The 18,244-nt window shown below is 64.1% G+C and carries 20 protein-coding genes and 1 pseudogene; 11 read left to right on the top strand and 10 right to left on the bottom strand.

Going from position 1 to position 18,244, the window contains the following annotated elements:
* The first annotated feature begins 7 nt into the window (after window positions 1–7).
* Complete coding sequence (locus DCN14_RS38725; protein ID WP_014898203.1) at window positions 8–151, top strand: hypothetical protein; 144 nt, start codon at window positions 8–10, stop codon at window positions 149–151.
* A gap of 15 nt (window positions 152–166) precedes the next feature.
* On the opposite strand, the gene apaG is transcribed toward DCN14_RS38725, so the two are convergent.
* A complete protein-coding gene (apaG, locus tag DCN14_RS16815; RefSeq protein WP_014898204.1) occupies window positions 167–541 on the bottom strand; it encodes a Co2+/Mg2+ efflux protein ApaG in 375 nt (124 codons plus the stop codon).
* 177 nt (window positions 542–718) lie between these two features.
* Here apaG and rpe point away from each other — a divergent pair, with 177 nt between their 5' ends.
* From rpe to DCN14_RS16775, 8 genes are all read left to right on the top strand, one after another.
* Window positions 719–1,405, top strand: a complete 687-nt coding sequence (gene rpe, locus DCN14_RS16810) for a ribulose-phosphate 3-epimerase (protein ID WP_011883156.1) — start codon at window positions 719–721, stop codon at window positions 1,403–1,405.
* Between the two features lie 4 nt (window positions 1,406–1,409).
* Window positions 1,410–2,165, top strand: coding sequence for a phosphoglycolate phosphatase (locus tag DCN14_RS16805; protein WP_096504431.1), 756 nt, complete (start codon window positions 1,410–1,412; stop codon window positions 2,163–2,165).
* A gap of 358 nt (window positions 2,166–2,523) precedes the next feature.
* Window positions 2,524–4,017, top strand: coding sequence for an anthranilate synthase component I (gene trpE / locus DCN14_RS16800; protein ID WP_096504429.1), 1,494 nt, complete (start codon window positions 2,524–2,526; stop codon window positions 4,015–4,017).
* A 12-nt stretch (window positions 4,018–4,029) separates the two neighbouring features.
* Window positions 4,030–4,629 carry an aminodeoxychorismate/anthranilate synthase component II gene (locus tag DCN14_RS16795; protein ID WP_096504427.1) on the top strand — a complete coding sequence of 200 codons (600 nt, stop codon included), beginning with the start codon at window positions 4,030–4,032 and terminating at the stop codon, window positions 4,627–4,629.
* A gap of 13 nt (window positions 4,630–4,642) precedes the next feature.
* Window positions 4,643–5,674, top strand: coding sequence for an anthranilate phosphoribosyltransferase (gene trpD / locus DCN14_RS16790; RefSeq protein ID WP_096504463.1), 1,032 nt, complete (start codon window positions 4,643–4,645; stop codon window positions 5,672–5,674).
* Between the two features lie 29 nt (window positions 5,675–5,703).
* Complete coding sequence (gene trpC / locus DCN14_RS16785; protein ID WP_096504425.1) at window positions 5,704–6,489, top strand: indole-3-glycerol phosphate synthase TrpC; 786 nt, start codon at window positions 5,704–5,706, stop codon at window positions 6,487–6,489.
* Entirely contained in the window at window positions 6,489–7,115 is a 627-nt protein-coding gene (locus tag DCN14_RS16780; RefSeq protein WP_096504423.1) for a CYTH domain-containing protein, read from the top strand. The genes trpC and DCN14_RS16780 overlap by 1 nt, the downstream gene beginning before the upstream one ends.
* 13 nt (window positions 7,116–7,128) lie before the next feature.
* Complete coding sequence (locus tag DCN14_RS16775; RefSeq protein ID WP_096504421.1) at window positions 7,129–8,031, top strand: uracil-DNA glycosylase; 903 nt, start codon at window positions 7,129–7,131, stop codon at window positions 8,029–8,031.
* 109 nt (window positions 8,032–8,140) lie between these two features.
* Here the strand turns inward: DCN14_RS16775 and DCN14_RS16770 are convergent, their stop codons facing one another.
* From DCN14_RS16770 to DCN14_RS16755, 4 genes are all read right to left on the bottom strand, one after another.
* Entirely contained in the window at window positions 8,141–8,737 is a 597-nt protein-coding gene (locus DCN14_RS16770) for an NAD(P)H-dependent oxidoreductase (protein WP_096504419.1), read from the bottom strand.
* Between the two features lie 146 nt (window positions 8,738–8,883).
* Entirely contained in the window at window positions 8,884–10,683 is a 1,800-nt protein-coding gene (locus DCN14_RS16765) for a PDZ domain-containing protein (protein ID WP_096504417.1), read from the bottom strand.
* A 114-nt stretch (window positions 10,684–10,797) separates the two neighbouring features.
* A complete protein-coding gene (locus tag DCN14_RS16760) occupies window positions 10,798–11,526 on the bottom strand; it encodes a DsbC family protein (RefSeq protein WP_096504415.1) in 729 nt (242 codons plus the stop codon).
* Window positions 11,527–11,616: 90 nt separating this feature from the next.
* Window positions 11,617–12,795, bottom strand: coding sequence for a UbiH/UbiF family hydroxylase (locus tag DCN14_RS16755; RefSeq protein WP_096504413.1), 1,179 nt, complete (start codon window positions 12,793–12,795; stop codon window positions 11,617–11,619).
* 247 nt (window positions 12,796–13,042) lie between these two features.
* Here DCN14_RS16755 and ychF point away from each other — a divergent pair, with 247 nt between their 5' ends.
* Window positions 13,043–14,137: a redox-regulated ATPase YchF gene (ychF, locus tag DCN14_RS16750; protein WP_096504411.1), complete on the top strand. Its 1,095-nt coding sequence runs from the start codon at window positions 13,043–13,045 to the stop codon at window positions 14,135–14,137.
* Window positions 14,138–14,224: 87 nt separating this feature from the next.
* On the opposite strand, the gene DCN14_RS16745 is transcribed toward ychF, so the two are convergent.
* From DCN14_RS16745 to DCN14_RS16735, 3 genes are all read right to left on the bottom strand, one after another.
* Complete coding sequence (locus DCN14_RS16745; RefSeq protein ID WP_239007830.1) at window positions 14,225–14,545, bottom strand: lysozyme inhibitor LprI family protein; 321 nt, start codon at window positions 14,543–14,545, stop codon at window positions 14,225–14,227.
* A gap of 145 nt (window positions 14,546–14,690) precedes the next feature.
* The gene (locus DCN14_RS16740) at window positions 14,691–15,752 is read right to left on the bottom strand and encodes a radical SAM protein (RefSeq protein WP_096504409.1); all 1,062 of its coding nucleotides are present in this window, start codon (window positions 15,750–15,752) and stop codon (window positions 14,691–14,693) included.
* A gap of 39 nt (window positions 15,753–15,791) precedes the next feature.
* Window positions 15,792–16,664, bottom strand: coding sequence for an alpha/beta fold hydrolase (locus DCN14_RS16735; RefSeq protein WP_240327381.1), 873 nt, complete (start codon window positions 16,662–16,664; stop codon window positions 15,792–15,794).
* Window positions 16,665–16,995: 331 nt separating this feature from the next.
* Here DCN14_RS16735 and DCN14_RS38720 point away from each other — a divergent pair.
* Window positions 16,996–17,171, top strand: a pseudogene (locus DCN14_RS38720) (IS3 family transposase); the annotation flags it as partial.
* Between the two features lie 112 nt (window positions 17,172–17,283).
* Here DCN14_RS38720 and DCN14_RS16725 read toward each other — a convergent pair.
* Both DCN14_RS16725 and DCN14_RS16720 read right to left on the bottom strand, forming a co-directional pair.
* Window positions 17,284–17,709: a lysozyme inhibitor LprI family protein gene (locus tag DCN14_RS16725; protein WP_338138580.1), complete on the bottom strand. Its 426-nt coding sequence runs from the start codon at window positions 17,707–17,709 to the stop codon at window positions 17,284–17,286.
* On the bottom strand, window positions 17,706–18,206 hold the full coding sequence (locus DCN14_RS16720; RefSeq protein ID WP_057924694.1) for a glycoside hydrolase family protein: 501 nt from the start codon (window positions 18,204–18,206) through the stop codon (window positions 17,706–17,708). Before DCN14_RS16720 ends, DCN14_RS16725 begins: the two co-directional genes overlap by 4 nt.
* Between the last annotated feature and the right edge of the window lie 38 nt (window positions 18,207–18,244).

The following is an 18,244-nucleotide window of genomic DNA, read 5'->3' as shown; positions in this document are numbered from 1 at the left end:
AACCGCCATGTCAGATTTTCTCGACCAATATCCGATGCTCATCTTCGCGCTCGAAGCTTTCGTAGCGCTTGCCCTGCTGATCTTCATCGTCGTGTGGACATCGTCGGGCAGGAAGAAGCACGCCCGCAACAACGACCGCCAGCCGCGCTGACCCGCTCCCGCACGCTCAGTGCAGCGTGCGCGGCATGTGCAGCGCGAACTCGTCGACCGGCGCGTCGAACCGCTCGCCGTCCTCCGCCACGCAGAAGTACGCGCCACGCATCGTGCCGACCGGCGTCGCGATTACGGCCCAACTCGTGTATTCGAACTGTTCGCCCGGCTGCAGCAGCGGCTGGTGCCCGACGACGCCGAGCCCTTTCACTTCCTGCACGTGGTTGTCGCTGTCCGTGATGATCCAGTGACGCGCGATCAGCTGCGCCGCGACCTGTCCGGTGTTTCGGATCGTCAGCGTGTACGCGAATGCGTATTGACGTCGATCGGGGTCGGATTGTTCCGGCAAGTAGCTGGTTTTCACCGAAACGGTGAATTGATACTGACTCATGGTGTTTCCGCTGTAGGTAACCGCCCGCGCCGACTCGAGCGGCGGAGCCGCGGGCGCGCCGCACTGGTTCGGCATTCTATGCGGAATCGGGCCGCAACCGCACGGCCTGTCGCCGCGCACCGGGTCGCCGGACGGTAGAATGGCGGTTTTGCGCCGCAGCGTCCCCGCTCCCCTGTCATGACTCAATTCCGCATCGCTCCCAGCATCCTGTCGGCCGACTTTGCACGGCTCGGCGAAGAAGTCCGCAACGTGGTCGCCGCCGGCGCCGACTGGATTCACTTCGACGTGATGGACAACCATTATGTGCCGAACCTCACGATCGGCCCGCTCGTCTGCGAGGCGATCCGCCCGCACGTGCAGGTGCCGATCGACGTGCACCTGATGGTGCGCCCGGTCGACCGGATCGTGCCCGATTTCGCGAAAGCCGGCGCGAACCTGATCAGCTTCCACCCGGAAGGCTCCGATCACATCGACCGTACGCTGTCGCTGATTCGCGATCACGGTTGCAAGGCCGGCCTCGTGTTCAATCCGGCCACGCCGCTGAACTACCTCGACCACGTGATGGACCGCCTCGACTTCGTGCTGCTGATGTCGGTGAACCCAGGCTTCGGCGGCCAGTCGTTCATTCCGGAAACGCTGAACAAGCTGCGCGAAGCACGCGCCCGCATCGACGCGTACACCGAGCGCACCGGCCGCGAGATCCTGCTCGAAGTGGACGGTGGCGTGAAGACCGACAACATCGCGGAAATCGCAGCGGCCGGCGCGGACACGTTCGTCGCCGGTTCGGCGATCTTCGGCAAGCCCGACTACCGCAAGGTGATCGACGAGATGCGCGCCGCGCTCGCCACCGTCGAGCGGAGCTGACGCCGTGACCGATTCCTCGCTGGCCGGTCACGCACCGGCCGAAGCCGACGGCCCGATCCGTTTCGCGACGCCGCGCATCGACGCGGCGCTGATCGACCTCGACGGCACGATGGTCGACACGGTCGACGATTTCACGGCCGGGCTGAACGGGATGCTCGCGCGGCTCGGCGCGCCGGCCACGTCGCGCGACGAGGTGATCGGCTACATCGGCAAGGGCTCCGAGCACCTGATCCAGAGCGTGCTGAAGCCGCGCTTCACGCCCGACGAAGCGCACGCGCGCTTCGACGACGCGTTCGCGGTCTACCAGACCGAATACGCGAAAATCAACGGCCGCCACACGCGCCTCTACCCCGAGGTTGCAGCCGGCCTCGACGCGTTGCGCGCGGCAGGCATCCGGCTCGCGTGCGTGACGAACAAGCCGCACCGCTTCGCAGTCGAGCTGCTCGAGCAATACGGGCTGATCGACCGTTTCGGCATCGTGCTCGGCGGCGACAGCGTCGCGCGCAAGAAGCCCGATCCGCTGCCGATGCTGACGGCATGCGATGCACTCGGCGTCGCGCCCGACGCGGCGGTCGCGATCGGCGACTCGGAAAACGATGCGCAGGCGGGCCGCGCGGCCGGCATGGCGACACTGACGGTGCCGTACGGCTACAACCACGGCAAAGCTATACAAACGATAAATTCGGATGGTATAGTCGATTCGTTGCTGGTCGCAGCCCGCGCGATCGCCGCGCACAACGCCGGCCGGCCAACCATCTGATTATTTCTTCCATCCGCATGTTTCTGAATAAAAAACGGAGTCTGAGCAGCATCGACCGGGGAGCCTGGCCCTGGCGTCGCTGGTCGCGCTAACCTCTTCGATGAGGTACGCTGAAGCACGTCTTCAGCGCCGTTTTTTATCTCGCTGCGCATCCGCGCGCCGACCGTCGCACCACCTCGAGTTCTACCGCGTCCGAACGCTTGCGTTCAGGATCGGCCGCAGGCTCGCGACGTTCACGCCCGGAGTGCCGGCCGGCAACAGGCACTTCTCGATCGACCGCCCTTTCGCCGACGGCAGCCCGCGCAGCGTCAAGTGATCCCTGGCGCACTCCGCCGCTCGTCCCGAACAGGACCGGAACATGACCGAACTCGAATTCCAATCGCTTGCGAACGAAGGCTACAACCGCATCCCGCTGATCGCGGAAGCGCTCGCCGACCTCGAAACGCCGCTGTCCCTCTACCTGAAGCTGGCCCAGCCCGAACGCGCGGGCGCCAACTCGTTCCTGCTCGAATCGGTGGTCGGCGGCGAACGCTTCGGCCGCTATTCGTTCATCGGCCTGCCCGCACGCACGCTCCTGCGCACCCGCAACGGCGTGTCCGAGGTGGTGCGCGACGGTCAGGTCGTGGAAACCCGCGACGGCGATCCGTTCGAATTCATCGAGTCGTTCCAGGCGCGCTTCAAGGTCGCGCAGCGCCCTGGCCTGCCGCGCTTCTGCGGCGGCCTCGCCGGCTATTTCGGCTACGACGCGGTGCGCTACATCGAGAAGAAGCTCGCGAACACCGCGCCGCGCGACGATCTCGGCCTGCCCGACATCCAGTTGCTGCTGACCGAGGAAGTCGCGGTGATCGACAACCTCGCCGGCAAGCTTTATCTGATCATCTACGCAGACCCGGCCCAGCCTGAAGCCTATACGAAGGCGAAGCAGCGCCTGCGCGAGCTCAAGCAGCGCCTGCGCACGACCGTGCAGCCGCCCGTGACGTCGGCGAGCGTGCGCACCGAGACGTTCCGCGAGTTCAAGAAGGAAGATTATCTGGCCGCCGTGCGCCAGGCGAAGGAATACGTCGCGGCCGGCGAGCTGATGCAGATCCAGGTCGGCCAGCGACTGACGAAACCGTATCGCGACAATCCGCTGTCGCTGTATCGCGCGCTGCGTTCGCTGAACCCGTCGCCGTACATGTACTACTACAACTTCGGCGACTTCCACGTGGTCGGCGCATCGCCGGAAATCCTGGTGCGCCAGGAAAAACGCGGCGACGACCAGATCGTCACGATCCGTCCGCTCGCCGGCACGCGTCCGCGCGGCAACACGCCCGAGCGCGATGCGGAACTCGCGACCGAGCTGCTCAACGATCCGAAGGAAATCGCCGAACACGTGATGCTGATCGACCTCGCGCGCAACGACGTCGGCCGCATCGCCGAAATCGGTTCGGTGCAGGTGACCGACAAGATGGTGATCGAGAAATACTCGCACGTGCAGCACATCGTCAGCTCGGTGGAAGGCAAGCTGAAGCCCGGCATGACGAACTACGACGTGCTGCGCGCGACGTTCCCGGCCGGCACGCTGTCCGGCGCGCCGAAGGTGCGCGCGATGGAGCTGATCGACGAGCTCGAACCGATCAAGCGCGGGCTGTACGGCGGCGCCGTCGGCTATCTGTCGTTCTCCGGCGAGATGGATCTCGCGATCGCGATCCGCACGGGCCTGATCCACAACGGCAACCTGTACGTGCAAGCGGCAGCCGGCGTCGTCGCCGACTCGGTGCCCGAATCCGAATGGCAAGAGACCGAGAACAAGGCGCGCGCGGTGCTGCGTGCGGCCGAACAGGTCCAGGACGGCCTCGATAGCGACTTCTGACGGAGACTGACCATGCTGCTCATGATCGACAACTACGACTCGTTCACCTACAACCTGGTCCAGTACTTCGGCGAACTGGGCGAGGACGTGCATACGTACCGCAACGACGAAATCACGCTCGACGACATCGCGCGCCTGAATCCCGACACCCTCTGCCTGTCGCCTGGCCCGAGCAACCCGCAGCACGCGGGCATCACGCTCGACGTGCTGCGCGAATTCGCGGGCAAGAAGCCGATCCTCGGCGTCTGCCTCGGCCATCAGGCGATCGGTGAAGCATTCGGCGGCCGCGTCGTGCGCGCGAAGACCATCATGCACGGCAAGGTCAGCCGGATCGAAACGGATTGCCGTGGCGTGTTCGCGGATCTGCCGAAGCATTTCGACGTCACGCGCTATCACTCGCTCGCGATCGAACGCGAATCGCTGCCCGATTGCCTCGAGGTATCCGCGTGGACCGACGACGGCGAAATCATGGGCGTACGTCACAAGACGCTGCCGATCGAAGGCGTGCAGTTCCACCCGGAATCGATTCTCTCCGAGCACGGCCATGCGCTGCTCGAGAATTTCCTGAAACAGCATCGCGCAGCGGCCCGTGCTGCCGCGCCGGCCGCCTGACGGGAGACGCACGATGACGATTACCCCGCAGGAAGCGCTGCAACGCACGATCGAACACCGCGAAATCTTCCACGACGAGATGCTGCACCTGATGCGGCTCATCATGCGCGGCGACATGTCGCCCGTGATGGCGGCCGCGATCATCACCGGGCTGCGCGTGAAGAAGGAGACGATCGGCGAGATCGCCGCCGCCGCGACCGTGATGCGCGAATTCGCGAATCACGTCGAAGTGCAGGACAACTCGAACTTCGTCGACATCGTCGGCACGGGCGGCGACGGCGCGCACACGTTCAACATCTCGACCGCGTCGATGTTCATCGCGGCGGCGGCCGGCGCGAAGGTCGCGAAGCACGGCAACCGCGGCGTGTCGAGCAAGTCCGGCAGCGCCGACGTGCTCGAAGCGCTCGGCGTGAACATCGACCTGCAGCCCGACCAGGTGGCCGCGTCGATCGCCGAAACCGGCATGGGCTTCATGTTCGCGCCGAACCATCATCCGGCGATGAAGAACATCGCGGCCGTGCGCCGCGAGCTCGGCGTGCGGACGATCTTCAACATCCTCGGCCCGCTGACCAATCCGGCAGGCGCCCCGAACCAGCTGATGGGCGTGTTCCACGCCGACCTCGTCGGCATCCAGGTGCGCGTGATGCAGCGTCTGGGCGCGCAGCACGTGCTCGTCGTGTACGGCAAGGACGGGATGGATGAAGTGTCGCTCGGCGCCGCGACGCTCGTCGGCGAATTGCGCGACGGCAAGGTGCACGAATACGAGATCCATCCGGAGGATTTCGGCCTGCAGATGGTGTCGAACCGTACGCTGAAGGTCGAAAATGCCGAGGAATCGCGCACGATGCTGCTCGGCGCGCTGGACAACCAGCCGGGCGTCGCACGCGAGATCGTCACGCTGAACGCGGGCACCGCGCTCTATGCGGCCAATATCGCGGAATCGATCGCGGACGGCATCCAGCTCGCCCGCGAAGCGATCGCGAGCGGCAAGGCACGCGCGAAGGTCGACGAACTCGTGCGCTTCACACAGCAGTTCAAGCGCTGACTCCCCTTACGAATCAAGCAGGAATCCACATGAGCGACATTCTCGACCGAATCATCGCCGTCAAGCGCGAAGAAGTCGCGGCGGCCATGCGCAGCACGCCGCTCGAGGCACTGAAACTGGAAGCCTCCGCGCGCGACCTGCGCGACTTCGTCGGCGCCCTGCGCGCGAAGAACGCGGCCGGCAACGCGGCGGTGATCGCGGAAGTCAAGAAGGCGAGCCCGTCGAAAGGCGTGCTGCGCGAGCATTTCGTGCCGGCCGACATCGCACGCTCGTATGCGGCCCACGGCGCCGCGTGCCTGTCGGTGCTGACCGACGAACAGTTCTTCCAGGGCAGCGTCCGCTATCTGCAGGAAGCACGTGCGGCCTGCACGCTGCCGGTGCTGCGCAAGGACTTCATCGTCGATGCATACCAGATCCTCGAAGCGCGCGCGATGGGCGCCGACGCGATCCTGCTGATCGCGGCCGCGCTCGACACGCCGCTGATGCAGGAACTCGAGGCGTATGCGCACTCGCTCGGCCTCGCGGTGCTCGTGGAAGTACACGATCGCAACGAAATGGAACAGGCGCTGACACTGAAGACGCCGCTGCTGGGCATCAACAACCGCAACCTGCGCACGTTCGAGACGACGATCCAGACCACGCTCGACATGCTCGACATGATTCCGGCAGACCGGATGGTCGTGACCGAGTCGGGCATCCTGTCGCGCATCGACGTCGACACGATGCGCGCGGCGAACGTCAATGCGTTCCTCGTCGGCGAAGCGTTCATGCGCGCCGAGCAGCCGGGCGAAGAGCTCGCACGGATGTTCTTCTGATGGCGATCGAAAGGGAAATCAAGCTCGCGCTGCCGGCCGGCCAGGCCGACGCGGCACGACGCTTTTTCGAGACGCTGACCGGCGAACCGGGCGACGTCATCGCACTCGCGAACGTCTACTACGACACGCCCGATCTCGCGCTCGCCCGTTCGAAGAGCGCGGTGCGCGTGCGCCGCACGCCGCACGGGTGGCTGCAGACGTTCAAGACCGTCGGCAGCGCGCAAGCCGGTCTGCATCGTCGCCATGAATGGGAGCTGCCGGTCGCCGGCGACGCGCTCGAAATCGACGCGCTCGTCGCCGCGTGCGACGTGCCGGAGGCCGCCATCGCGCTGCGCGACGCGGCGACCGCGCTGCACGCGCTGTTCCGGACGGATTTTTCGCGTACGCTGTGGCGTATCGCAATCGCCGGCGCAACCGTCGAAGCCGCGGTGGACGTCGGCGAGATCGTCGTCCAGGCGGGCAACGACACGCGCCGCGAACCGATCAGTGAAATCGAACTCGAACTGATCGACGGCCCGGAAGCGGCGCTCGCGACGCTCGCCGCCGAACTGCAGCAAGCGCTGCCGGGCCTCGCCCCCGAAAACATCAGCAAGGCGCAGCGCGGCTACCGGCTGCGCGCGCAATAAACACGCATCACGCATGGCAACCCGCAAGACTCTCCGCACGCCGCAGCAGGCGTCGCTGTTCGACGATCCCGTGCCGGAAACGGCGCGCGACGATGTTCCCGCTCCGGCGTCCGAACCGCCGTCAACCGCGCGCAAGCCGGCGAAAAAATCCGCGGCAGCCGCCCCGGCTCCCGCTGCGCATCCGGCCGCCGCGGACGTCCCGCACCTCGCCGCCCAATTCGACGCGCTGCCGGCCGTCTGGCGCGACGTGCTGAAACCCTTCACCGACAGCGACGCATACGCGCCGCTGTGCCGCTTCGTCGACGACGAGCGCGCGGCCGGCAAGACGGTCTACCCGACCGACGTGTTCCGCGCGCTGCGCCTGACGAGCCCGGACGACGTAAAGATCGTGATCCTCGGCCAGGACCCGTACCACGGCGACGACCGCGGCACGCCGCAAGCGCATGGCCTTGCGTTCTCGGTGCCGCCGGCGGTTCGCACGCCGCCGTCACTGCGCAACATCTTCAAGGAAATCGCCGCGAATTTCGGTCACGACACGCCGCGTCACGGCTGTCTCGACACCTGGGCGCGCCAAGGTGTGCTGCTGCTCAACACCGTGCTGACGGTCGAGCGCGGCGCGGCCGCGAGCCACGCGAAGCGCGGCTGGGAGCAATGCACCGACACGCTGATCCGCGAACTCGCCGGCCGTCATCGCGGGCTCGTGTTCATGCTGTGGGGTGCGCATGCGCAGGCGAAACGCGCGCTGTTCGATGCGAGCGCGCATTGCGTGCTCGAGGCGCCGCATCCGTCACCGCTGTCCGCGCACCGCGGTTTCCTCGGATGCCGCCACTTCGCGCTTGCGAACGACTATCTCGTCAAAGCCGGCCGCCCGCCGATCGACTGGCGCCTGCCGGAAGTGGCCGAAACGCTCGCGTAACGGTTTCCCCGGCTTTCGCCGCACCACGCAAAAACGCCGCGCCCCTTTCGGAGCGCGGCGTTTTTTTTCAACCGGGCGACTCAACGGGTGCGACGCACCCGCATCGACCTTACGCTGCAGCGATGGCTTCGCGTGCGCTGGCAAGCGCGGCGCTCTGCGCATCCGGCCCGAGGTTCAGGCCTTCTGCGTGGATGAAGTTCACGTCGGTCAGGCCGATGAAGCCGAGGAACGAGCGCAGGTACGGCGTCTGGCTGTCGTTCGGCGTACCCAGGTACTTGCCGCCGCGAGCCGTCACCACATGAACCTTCTTGCCCTTGATCAGGCCTTCCGGACCGTTCTCGGTGTAGCGGAACGTGACGCCGGCACGTGCGATCCAGTCGAAATACGTCTTCAGCTGCGACGACACGCCGAAGTTGTACATCGGTGCGCCGATCACGATGATGTCGGCAGCTTGCAGTTCGGCGATCAGCGCATCGCTCTTCGCGACGATCGCATTCTGTTCCGCGCTACGCTGGTCGGCTGGCGTGAAGAACGCGCCGAGCACCGATTCGTCGAGGTGCGGCAGCGCGTCAGTCAGCAGGTCGCGAACCACGACCTTCGAACCGGGGTTCGATTGTTGCAGCTTTGCCGTCAGTTCGTTGGACAGCAGCGTGGACTGCGCACCTTGCGAGCGTGCGGCGGAATTGATTTGCAGAATGGTCGTCATGTCAGGCTCCAGTTAGGTTGCGCTTCGGTAGCGCGAGTGACGCCATTGTGCGTGGCCGCATGGTCGCGAAAAAGCGGGTTACGGGCGACGGATTGTTGCAGCAGCAGAACAATCCATGATCGCGCCCCAAACCCGCTCTTGCGTGTTCAGCCCTTCAGCCAGGCTTCCCGGGCCTTGTGCGCGGCGGCCGGCTTCGCGGCCGCCGTCAGCCGGTAGCGCGTGACTTCCGGCCCGTCCAGTTTCAGTTTCGCGGTCCGCAGCTCGTCGCGGCGGAATGCGTGGACCTCGACCTTGTCGCCTGGCCGGTAGCGCGCAAGCAGCATGTCGAGGTTCGAGCCGGTGACCCGCAGCCCGTCGAGCGCGATCAGCGTATCGCCCGCCGACAGTCCGGCGCGATGCGCGGCACCGCCTTCGTAGACGGCCGCCAGCGCGCAGTCCGCGCCGCCGCGCAGGCGCGCGCCGATGGTCGGCTTCGCGGCTGCACCGTGCGCGAGTTCGGGCGTGAGCGTCACGCCGAACGGCGCGAGCAGTTCGCCGAGCGGCAGGTCGCGCGTGCCGTGCACGGCGTCGGCGAACAGGCGGCCGAGCGTGACGCCCGTCGCTTCCTCGATCAGCGTCTCGACTTCGTTTTCCTCGACGCCCGCCTGCCTGCCGCGATAGAAATCGCGGCCGTAGCGTTGCCACAGCAGACGCATCACGTCGTCGAGCGACTTGCGGTTGCGGGTCTGCGCGCGAATCGCGAGATCGAACGCGAGCGCGACCAGCGAACCCTTCGTGTAGTAGCTGACGATCGCATTGGTCGCGTTTTCGTCCTGGCGGTAGTACTTGATCCACGCGTCGAACGAGCTGTCCGCGACGCTCTGCTTCAGACGCCCGGTGCCGCGCAGCACGCCGCCGACCGTGCGGCCGAGCGCCGCGAAATATTCGTCCTGCGACATCAGCCCGCTGCGCACGAGCATCAGGTCGTCGTAATACGACGTGAAGCCCTCGAACAGCCACAGCAGCGACGTGTAGTTTTCCCGTGCGAGGTCATACGGCACGAACGCGGCCGGCTTGATGCGCTTCACGTTCCACGTATGGAAGTACTCGTGGCTGCAGAGGCCGAGATACGTGCGGTAGCCTTCCGTCGTGTCGGGCCGCCCCTTCACCGGCAGATCGGTGCGGTTGCAGATCAGCGCGGTCGATGCGCGATGCTCGAGGCCGCCGTAACCGTCGCTGACCGCGAGCGTCATGAACACGTAGCGCTCCATCGGCGCTTTCTTCGATTTCGGCTCGAACAGTGCGATCTGCGCTTCGCACACGCGCTTCAGGTCGGTGCGCAGCCGCTCCATGTCGAGTTGCGTCACGCGCCCGGCGATCACGATGTCGTGCGGCACGCCGTGCGCATCGAACGTCGCCAGCGCGAATTCGCCGATCGTCACCGGATGGTCGGTGAGTTCGTCGTAGTTCGATGCGCGATACGCGCCGAAACCGTAGCGTTTGGTGCCGCGCGCCTCGGGCAACGAGGTGCCGACGCGCCACGTGCGGAACGCCGGGCCGGCCGGCTTCGCGATGTCGACTTCGCACGGCGCATCCTCGCGGCCGGCGACACTCAGGAACACGGCCGTCGCGTTGAAGAAGCCGCCCGATTCGTCGAGATAGGCGGAGCGCACCGACAGATCCCACGCGTACACGTCGTAGCGCAGCGTCAGCGCGCCGTTCACCGGCGCGGCCTGCCACGTGTTCTTGTCGGTCTTCGCGATGCGCACCTTGCGGCCCGCGTCGTTGAACGCGGCGAGCGTCACGATGTTGCGCGCGAACTCGCGCACGAGATAGCTGCCCGGAATCCACACCGGCAGCGAGAAGCGCTGGCCCTCGGGATCGGGATCGGCGACCGTCACCGACACTTCGAACAGGTGCGCGGCAAGATCTTTCGGGACAATCGAATAGCGGATCGGCTGGGTCATCGTGGCAATCGTCGAAAATCGAACGGAATACGGCGGCGGAAACGAAAAGAGGCGCCGGCAGGTACCGCGGGCGCCCCTCGCTGGCCGGGTCATGCAGCCCGGCTTGTCGGTCGGTTACTTGCTCGACGCGAGCGCCTGGTTGAGTTGCTCGGCCGACACCGCGCCCGGCAGGCGCCGGCCGTCGGGCAGGAAAATCGTCGGTGTGCCCGTGACGTTCATCCCGCGGCCGAGCGCGAGGTTCTTGTCGAGCGCGCTGGTATCGCAGGTGCCGGCACCGGACGGCGTGCGATGGTCGAGCATCCAGCTCTGCCAGGTTTTCGCGCGATCGGTCGCACACCAGATCGCCTTCGACTTCACGGTCGAATCCGGCGACAGCACCGGATACAGGAACGTGTAGACGGTCACGTTGTCGATCGACTGCAGCGTCGTCTCGAGCCGCTTGCAGTACGGGCAGTTCGGATCGGAGAACACCGCGATCTTGCGCGCGCCGTTGCCCTTGACGACCTTGATCGCGTTCGCGAACGGCAGGCTCGTGAAGTCGATCTTGTTGAGATCGGACAGGCGCGCATCGGTCAGGTTCTTGTGCGTCTTGGTGTCGACGAGATCGCCGAGCAGCACGTAGTCGCCGGCTGCGTCGCTATAGATGATTTGCGAGCCGAGGTTCACTTCATACAGCCCCGCGACCGGCGATTTCGACACGCTCTTGATCGGCGCGTCGCTGCCCAGACGCGCTTGCAGCGTCGCTTTCAGCTTGTCGGTGGTTTGGTCGGCCTGCGCGGTGCAGCCAAGCGTCGCCATCGTGACGGCCAGCGCCAGCGACGCGATGCGGATCGTTTTTTTCATCCAGTTGTTCCTTCAGCTCAATCGGAGTGCACGGCACAGTGTACGCCGTAACGGAACCCTGTCCGACCGGCAACGTGCGCGAAGGTTCGCTCAACCGAGCGCGGCCGACACGAGCCAGCGCTTCACGAGCGGTTGCGCGCCGACGAACGCCATGCCGGCGTTGCGCACCGCCTTCGCGAACGAACCCGGCACCGCGAACAGCCGCTGCAGCCCGTCGGTCGCGACCATCAGCGCGCGGATGTCCTCGCGGCGCGAACGCTCGTAACGGCGCAGCAGCACGGTATCGCCGAGGTTGCGAAAGCTTTCCTTGTTCGCGATCGCGTCGGCGAGCGCCGCGACGTCGCGCAGCCCCAGGTTCATCCCTTGCCCGGCGAGCGGGTGGATCAGGTGCGCGGCATCGCCGACGAGCGCGACGCGCGGGGCGATCAGCTTGTCGACGGTCTGCAGCGCGAGCGGGAAGCCGGCGGCCGGCGTCACGCATTCGAGCGTGCCGACCTGGCCGTGCGACACGCGCTCGACTTCGGCGGCGAGTTGCGCGGGATCGAGCGCGAGCAGTTCATCCGCGTGTGCGGTGTGCGCGGACCACACGAGCGATACATGGCCGTCCGGCAGCGGCAGCAACGCGATGATCTCGCCTTCATGAAACCACTGGTAGGCCGTCTCGCGGTGCGGCAGCGATGCCTTGAAGTTCGCGACGATGCCCGTCTGCCGATAATCGCGCCGCTCGATCCTGGCCCCCATTTGGGAACGCACCCACGAATGCGCACCGTCCGCGCCGACCACGAGGTCCGCTTCGAGCACGTGCCCCGACGACAGCGTGAGCATGGCCGAGTCGTCGCGCACGTCGAAGCCCTGCGCACGCGCATCGAACCACGTGAGGTTCGGCTGGAACCGCAGCGCGGCGTCGAGCGACGTCTCGATCAGCGATGATTCGGCGATCCACGCGAGTTGCGGCACGGACGCCTGATACGCGGAGAAATGCAGTTCCGCATGCGCATCGCCGTACACGCGCATGTCGTACACCGGCGCGAACCGGCCGTGGTCCAGCGCCTGCCAGACCCGCAGCCGTTCCAGCAATGCCTGCGAGCTGGATGACAGGGCGTAGATGCGCGTGTCGAACGCGAGATCGGCGGGGCGCGGCGCGGCCGGCTGTGCCAGCAACGCGGTCTTGTAGCCGGACTGGGTCAACGCGAGCGCGGCCGTCTTGCCGACGAGCCCGCCGCCGACCACGGCGACGTCGAAGATAGGGTGGGCAGTCATGGCGGGCATTATAGCTGCGGGGCCAATCCCTTACGCGGCCGGACTTTGCGGGAAATCAGCAGAATCGCGGGCGCGGCCGGCCACGCGGCGGCCCGTCGCATCGGCCGTTCGGATCGAGCCCGGAAACCGGTGCGCCGGCACGGTACAATAGCGCTTCTGAACGTCGGCCCGCCGCGCCCCAAGCGCCGGCCGTCCCTATTTTCCCGCGCCGCCGTGCCTTGTCCGGCCGCGCCGCCTCATCCGTTCGAAGGATTCCATGAGCCTCAAATGCGGCATCGTCGGCTTGCCCAACGTCGGCAAGTCCACCCTGTTCAATGCGCTGACCAAGGCCGGCATCGCTGCCGAGAACTACCCGTTCTGCACGATCGAGCCGAACGTCGGCATCGTCGAGGTGCCCGACACGCGCCTGAAGGCGCTGTCCGAAATCGTGAAGCCCGAGCGTGTCCTGCCGGCCGTCGTCGAATTCGTCGACATCGCGGGCCTCGTCGCGGGCGCGAGCAAGGGTGAGGGCCTTGGCAACCAGTTCCTCGCGAACATCCGTGAAACCGATGCGATCACGCACGTCGTGCGCTGCTTCGAGGACGACAACGTCATCCACGTCGCCGGCAAGGTCAGCCCGATCGACGACATCGAAGTGATCAACACCGAACTCGCGCTCGCCGACCTCGGCACCGTCGAGAAGGCGCTCACGCGCTACTCGAAGGCTGCGAAGTCGGGCAACGACAAGGAAGCGGTGAAGCTCGCCGCGGTGCTCGAGAGGGTGCGCGCGCACCTCGACCAGGGTAAGGCCGTTCGCGGCCTCGATCTGTCGGACGACGAGCAGGCGCTGCTCAAGCCGTTCTGCCTGATCACCGCGAAGCCGGCGATGTACGTCGCGAACGTGAAGGATGACGGCTTCGAGAACAACCCCCACCTCGACGTGGTGCGCAAGTACGCGGAAAGCGAGAATGCGCCGGTCGTCGCGGTATGCGCGGCCATCGAGGCGGAAATCGCCGATCTCGACGATGCGGACAAGGAGGCATTCCTCGCCGACATGGGCATGGAAGAGCCGGGCCTCGACCGCGTGATCCGTGCGGGCTTCAAGCTGCTCGGCCTGCAGACCTACTTCACCGCCGGCGTGAAGGAAGTGCGCGCATGGACGATCCACATCGGCGACACCGCACCGCAAGCCGCAGGCGTGATCCACACCGACTTCGAGCGCGGCTTCATTCGCGCGCAGACGATCGCGTTCGACGACTTCGTCACGTACAAGGGCGAACAGGGTGCAAAGGAAGCCGGCAAGATGCGCGCCGAAGGGAAGGAATACATCGTGCACGACGGGGATGTGATGAACTTCCTGTTCAACGTCTGATGCATCGACAGACACTGCTTCTCGCAGTGTCGCGGCAATCCGGAAAGGCCCGCTGAAGTAGCGGGCCTTTTTTCATTCCGCACTGGTTCATGAAGGTTTGCGGGAGGTGCCCGCGGACAATCTTTTCGTCATTTCCTTCGTCGCCTCCGTTGCACAGATCGCCTGTGCTGCAGGACGCATTGACCCGTCATCCCATGCGTTACGCGTCGATTTTTCGTATGATGCATCACGCGCTTTTTTCCAATTCGCGAGCTGCGCATCGAGCGCCTTCTTGCGCCGTGGCTGCTCGCTACGCAGCCAATGATTCCCGCCGCTCTCAACCGGCTTCTTGAGCATCTCAAACTGCTCATCGACGTCAAACGGTCCAAGCGCCAATGCGATCGGCCCGGCAAATCCTGTCCAGTTCATTATGCCGTTCGATATCTTTGGAAAAACCTTGACTGAACGGCATTCGCCTCCGGGGCTTTAGCGTGTCCGTCTCGCTACAGCAGATTCCGCAAGCTCGAATGCGATCAAGTTGCGCTTGTGGACTGCCATCTGTTCGATACCAAATTCATTCCATTGCGTAAATCGATACGCCCTCGGTACGATTGCGCGGATGGTATTTCGACCAGACAAACTGACTGAAATAGGTCTCCGCAACCTCCGTCCATGTCCGGAGCCCGTCGTCCTCCTGCAGCACATGCCTGGCGTTGACCAGCAACCAAGAAATCACCGCCTGGCTGTCACGGCATTTCGCACACTCCCCTGATGTACAACAGCGCGCCAGCGAAACAAAGTCGGCGCGATACGCGTTGAACTTGGGCAGTACTGGCCAACCAGAAGCGAGCCGATCCGCGTTCCGCGGATGATCCTCACTTACGCTCGGGCAACTCGCGCCATCGAATACTCCCCAAGAGGTCGTCCCGCGCATCAGAGCGGCCAGATAATAGGGATGGCTTGCGATGGTTTCAGGGTATCTCTGCTTCAAATCGAGCAATACGTTCAACAGCCGCTCCTCGCCATGTTGGCGAAGCGGGCCGTCGACGTCGTATGGGCTGTAGTAATTGAACAGCAGCCGATTTCCGTTATCCCGAATCTTGCGTACCGTTTCCTCGATATACGCAAGACCGTCCATCGTCACTGCGTAGACGAAACCCGCCCGCTCGTCGTCCCGGTAGTTTGCCAGCGCCTTGTCAAATAAGCCCGTGAACCGCTTGCCGTTCGGACCGATCGCGCGTAACTCGTCGTCGAGCGGCCCACCACCAAATACAGAAATAGCGATGGTGATGTCTTCGAAGCCTTCATACGGGATTTTTCGAAGGCCATTCGTCGATACGGACACTTTCGGCATGTATTTCCGAAACATCCGTATCCGATCGAGATGCAATGCAGGCTCGCCACCAATCAATAACGGCGCGTTGATCCCACGCTCCGCCTCTTCCCTCACACGCTGCTCGAGACGAAGTGCATCGTTCAGTTCACGCGACGCCGTATCGAACTCGTTCTCGAAGAACCAGCAGCCCTTGCAGCGCAGGTTGCATTGATTCGTGAGGTGGTAAAGCGAAGCGCGCGTCTCCTTCGCCTCGTTTCTGACCGCCTTGAAACGTGCCTTCATGTCGATTGAATCATCCATCGTGGTCTCCTGATGCAAGGATGCGAGCCACACGTACTGTCAGCGCAGCAATCCTCTGGTGAGTTCCGGCCACAACGACGAATGCTCGCGGCGGAACATGCCGACGTGTCCGACTGCTCGACCATCGGAGTTTTCTGGATGGATCACGTGGACGCGACGCTCTGTTTTCGGCAACAGGCGCAGCCAGTCTTCGACATTGGCCGGCGTGGCGAGCGGGTCGTCAGCTGCGACCACAACGGTGACGGGCGCGGCAAACTCGTCGTAGTAGTGACGCATCACTCCTGCTCCGAATTCGTTTGCCACATATCCTGGTCGACGACACCACCGGGCCCATTGAAGTCCCACGTATGGCGGCAAGTCATCGCCCCAGCCAAGCACCCGGGCCGGAACGTAGCCGAGCAATCGCGCGGAAATCGGCACATACGCATTCGCAAGCACCAATGCCGCGAAACGCTGTGGCCAACGGATGTTGCCGATATATCCGGACGATGCGGAGACAGCGCACAAAGAACGAACCGATGCATGATTCGGCATTAAGCCAACTAGTTGCGCACCTGCGCTATGCCCGATCAAATGTGCGTCGCTCGCGCCGGTTTTTCCGAGGAGCCAATCAAGCGCCGCAGGCATATCGCGCTCCCCCCAGTCCTGTTTCCGCGCGCATGACTGTCGAACATGACGCGTATCGAGCGACTCACCGATTCCTCGATAGTCGAATACGAACGTCGAATAGCCGTCGTGACGTAGCCAATCCGCGAACGGGAAATAAAAAGATTGTCGAATCCCGGTGGCGGGACAGATGAGTACGGGGGAACGATTACCGTCAACTGCCGGGAAATACGTTCCGCTCAATTGGTATCCGTCGTGGGCAAAGAAGTCGATGCAGACGCGAATTGTCGAGCACTGACTCATCATTTTGACTTCAACACAGTCGATGAACGCATCGGAGTATCGATCGCCCAATCTAACGAAAGGCACTTCCTGTTAATGCAGAGCATCAACAAAGGAATCCAAATCGATTTATCCATCGACTCACCTCGGTAGCCGGAGTAATCAATGTAGGAGCAAATCGTTGCCTATGAAATCAGACGAGTTCGAATATTGCGCGCCAATTGCGCCCGGTCCGTGTCTCTCGCGTTGACGTTTGCACATCTCCCGGCAATCGCATCCGCTAAAAAAGCCTGACCGACATAACTGAACCGCACCCCAAAGGTTGGATATCGATCCAACCTTTGGGGTGTTTTCCATGAGCAAGTACACGGAGCAGTTCAAGGTAGCCAGAGGAGTACGAGTCCGGTCAAACCGGGTCCCTGACATGGCGAAGCGCCATGGCGTCGACGAGGCGACGATCCGCAAGTCGTGGTGGCCTATCGGGTACACGGTCCGGCGGGTCTGAAGAAGAAGTACGAACACTACTGCAGCAACGCGTGCTCACGCAAAACATGTCGCGCACGGGGAATTGCCCGGATAACACCGCCATGGAGAGCTTCTTCGGCACGCTGAAATCCGAGTAGTTTTTCCATTCCGGATTGGTTCATGAAGGTTCGCGGGACGCGCCCGCGGACAATCTTTTCGTCATTTCCTTCGTCGCCTCCGTTGCACAGATCGCCCGTGCCGCAGGACGCATCGACCCGTCACCCCATGCGTTACGCGTCGATTTTTCGCATGATGCGTCGCGCGCCCTCTTCCACTTCGCGATCTGCGCGTCGAGCGCCTTCTTGCGCCGCGGCTGCTCGCCCGCCTGTTTATCGACGACGCGCTGCAATTCCCGCTCGGCGACAAGTTGATCGCGCCAAGCGCAGAAATTCATGCTCGTCTGATTCGAATAGCAGTCGCTGAGCAACGCATTGACCTCGCTTGCCGGCAAACCACTGCGTGCTGCTATCTCGTCGGCTGGCGTCGGACCGGCACATGCATTCATCGACACCAGCACGAACAAACCGATCATGGCCCGTCTCACTGTGCCCTCTGTTGTGGCTGAAACGGCGCCGATTCGAGCCGACGCCGATTGACAAGACCGTTCGAACGGACCGGTGCCAGGCGACGCCCGTTCTCGTCTCGCGGATGAATCCAGACGAGCTGAATCATGTGTGACACCACGCCAGCATCATCGCTCTGATTCGCCGAATGCAGCGCGGCCAGCGCGCCTGTATTACCGGCATTGTATGTATAGCTGACGAGTTCATCGAATTGCACCTGCGTCAATTGCCGAGTTGAGACATGTCGTCGCACGGCGGCCTCCGCCCGTCTGACACGGGCTGCGAGTTGCGCATTCACCTGCGTCGTCGTAACCGGCCTGCGCAATTCTTCCGGGGTGCACGGCCCGGTATGAGCAAGCGTCCCGACACCATAAGTGCAGTTGTTTGCCTGATCGTTGTAGTAGGCCATCACCGCGCTTTCCCGCCGACGCAGCTCGGCCCAGCCCGCTTCACTCAATCGCATGCTCTCATTCGCCATCTGTCACCCTCCCGGCACGACCGCTAATCGCGAGTCGA

This window comes from Burkholderia sp. IDO3, from assembly GCF_003366075.1.
Classification (GTDB): domain Bacteria; phylum Pseudomonadota; class Gammaproteobacteria; order Burkholderiales; family Burkholderiaceae; genus Burkholderia; species Burkholderia anthina.
The sequence above is the reverse complement of the archived record's forward strand: the minus strand, read 5'-3'. Positions and strand labels throughout refer to the sequence as shown.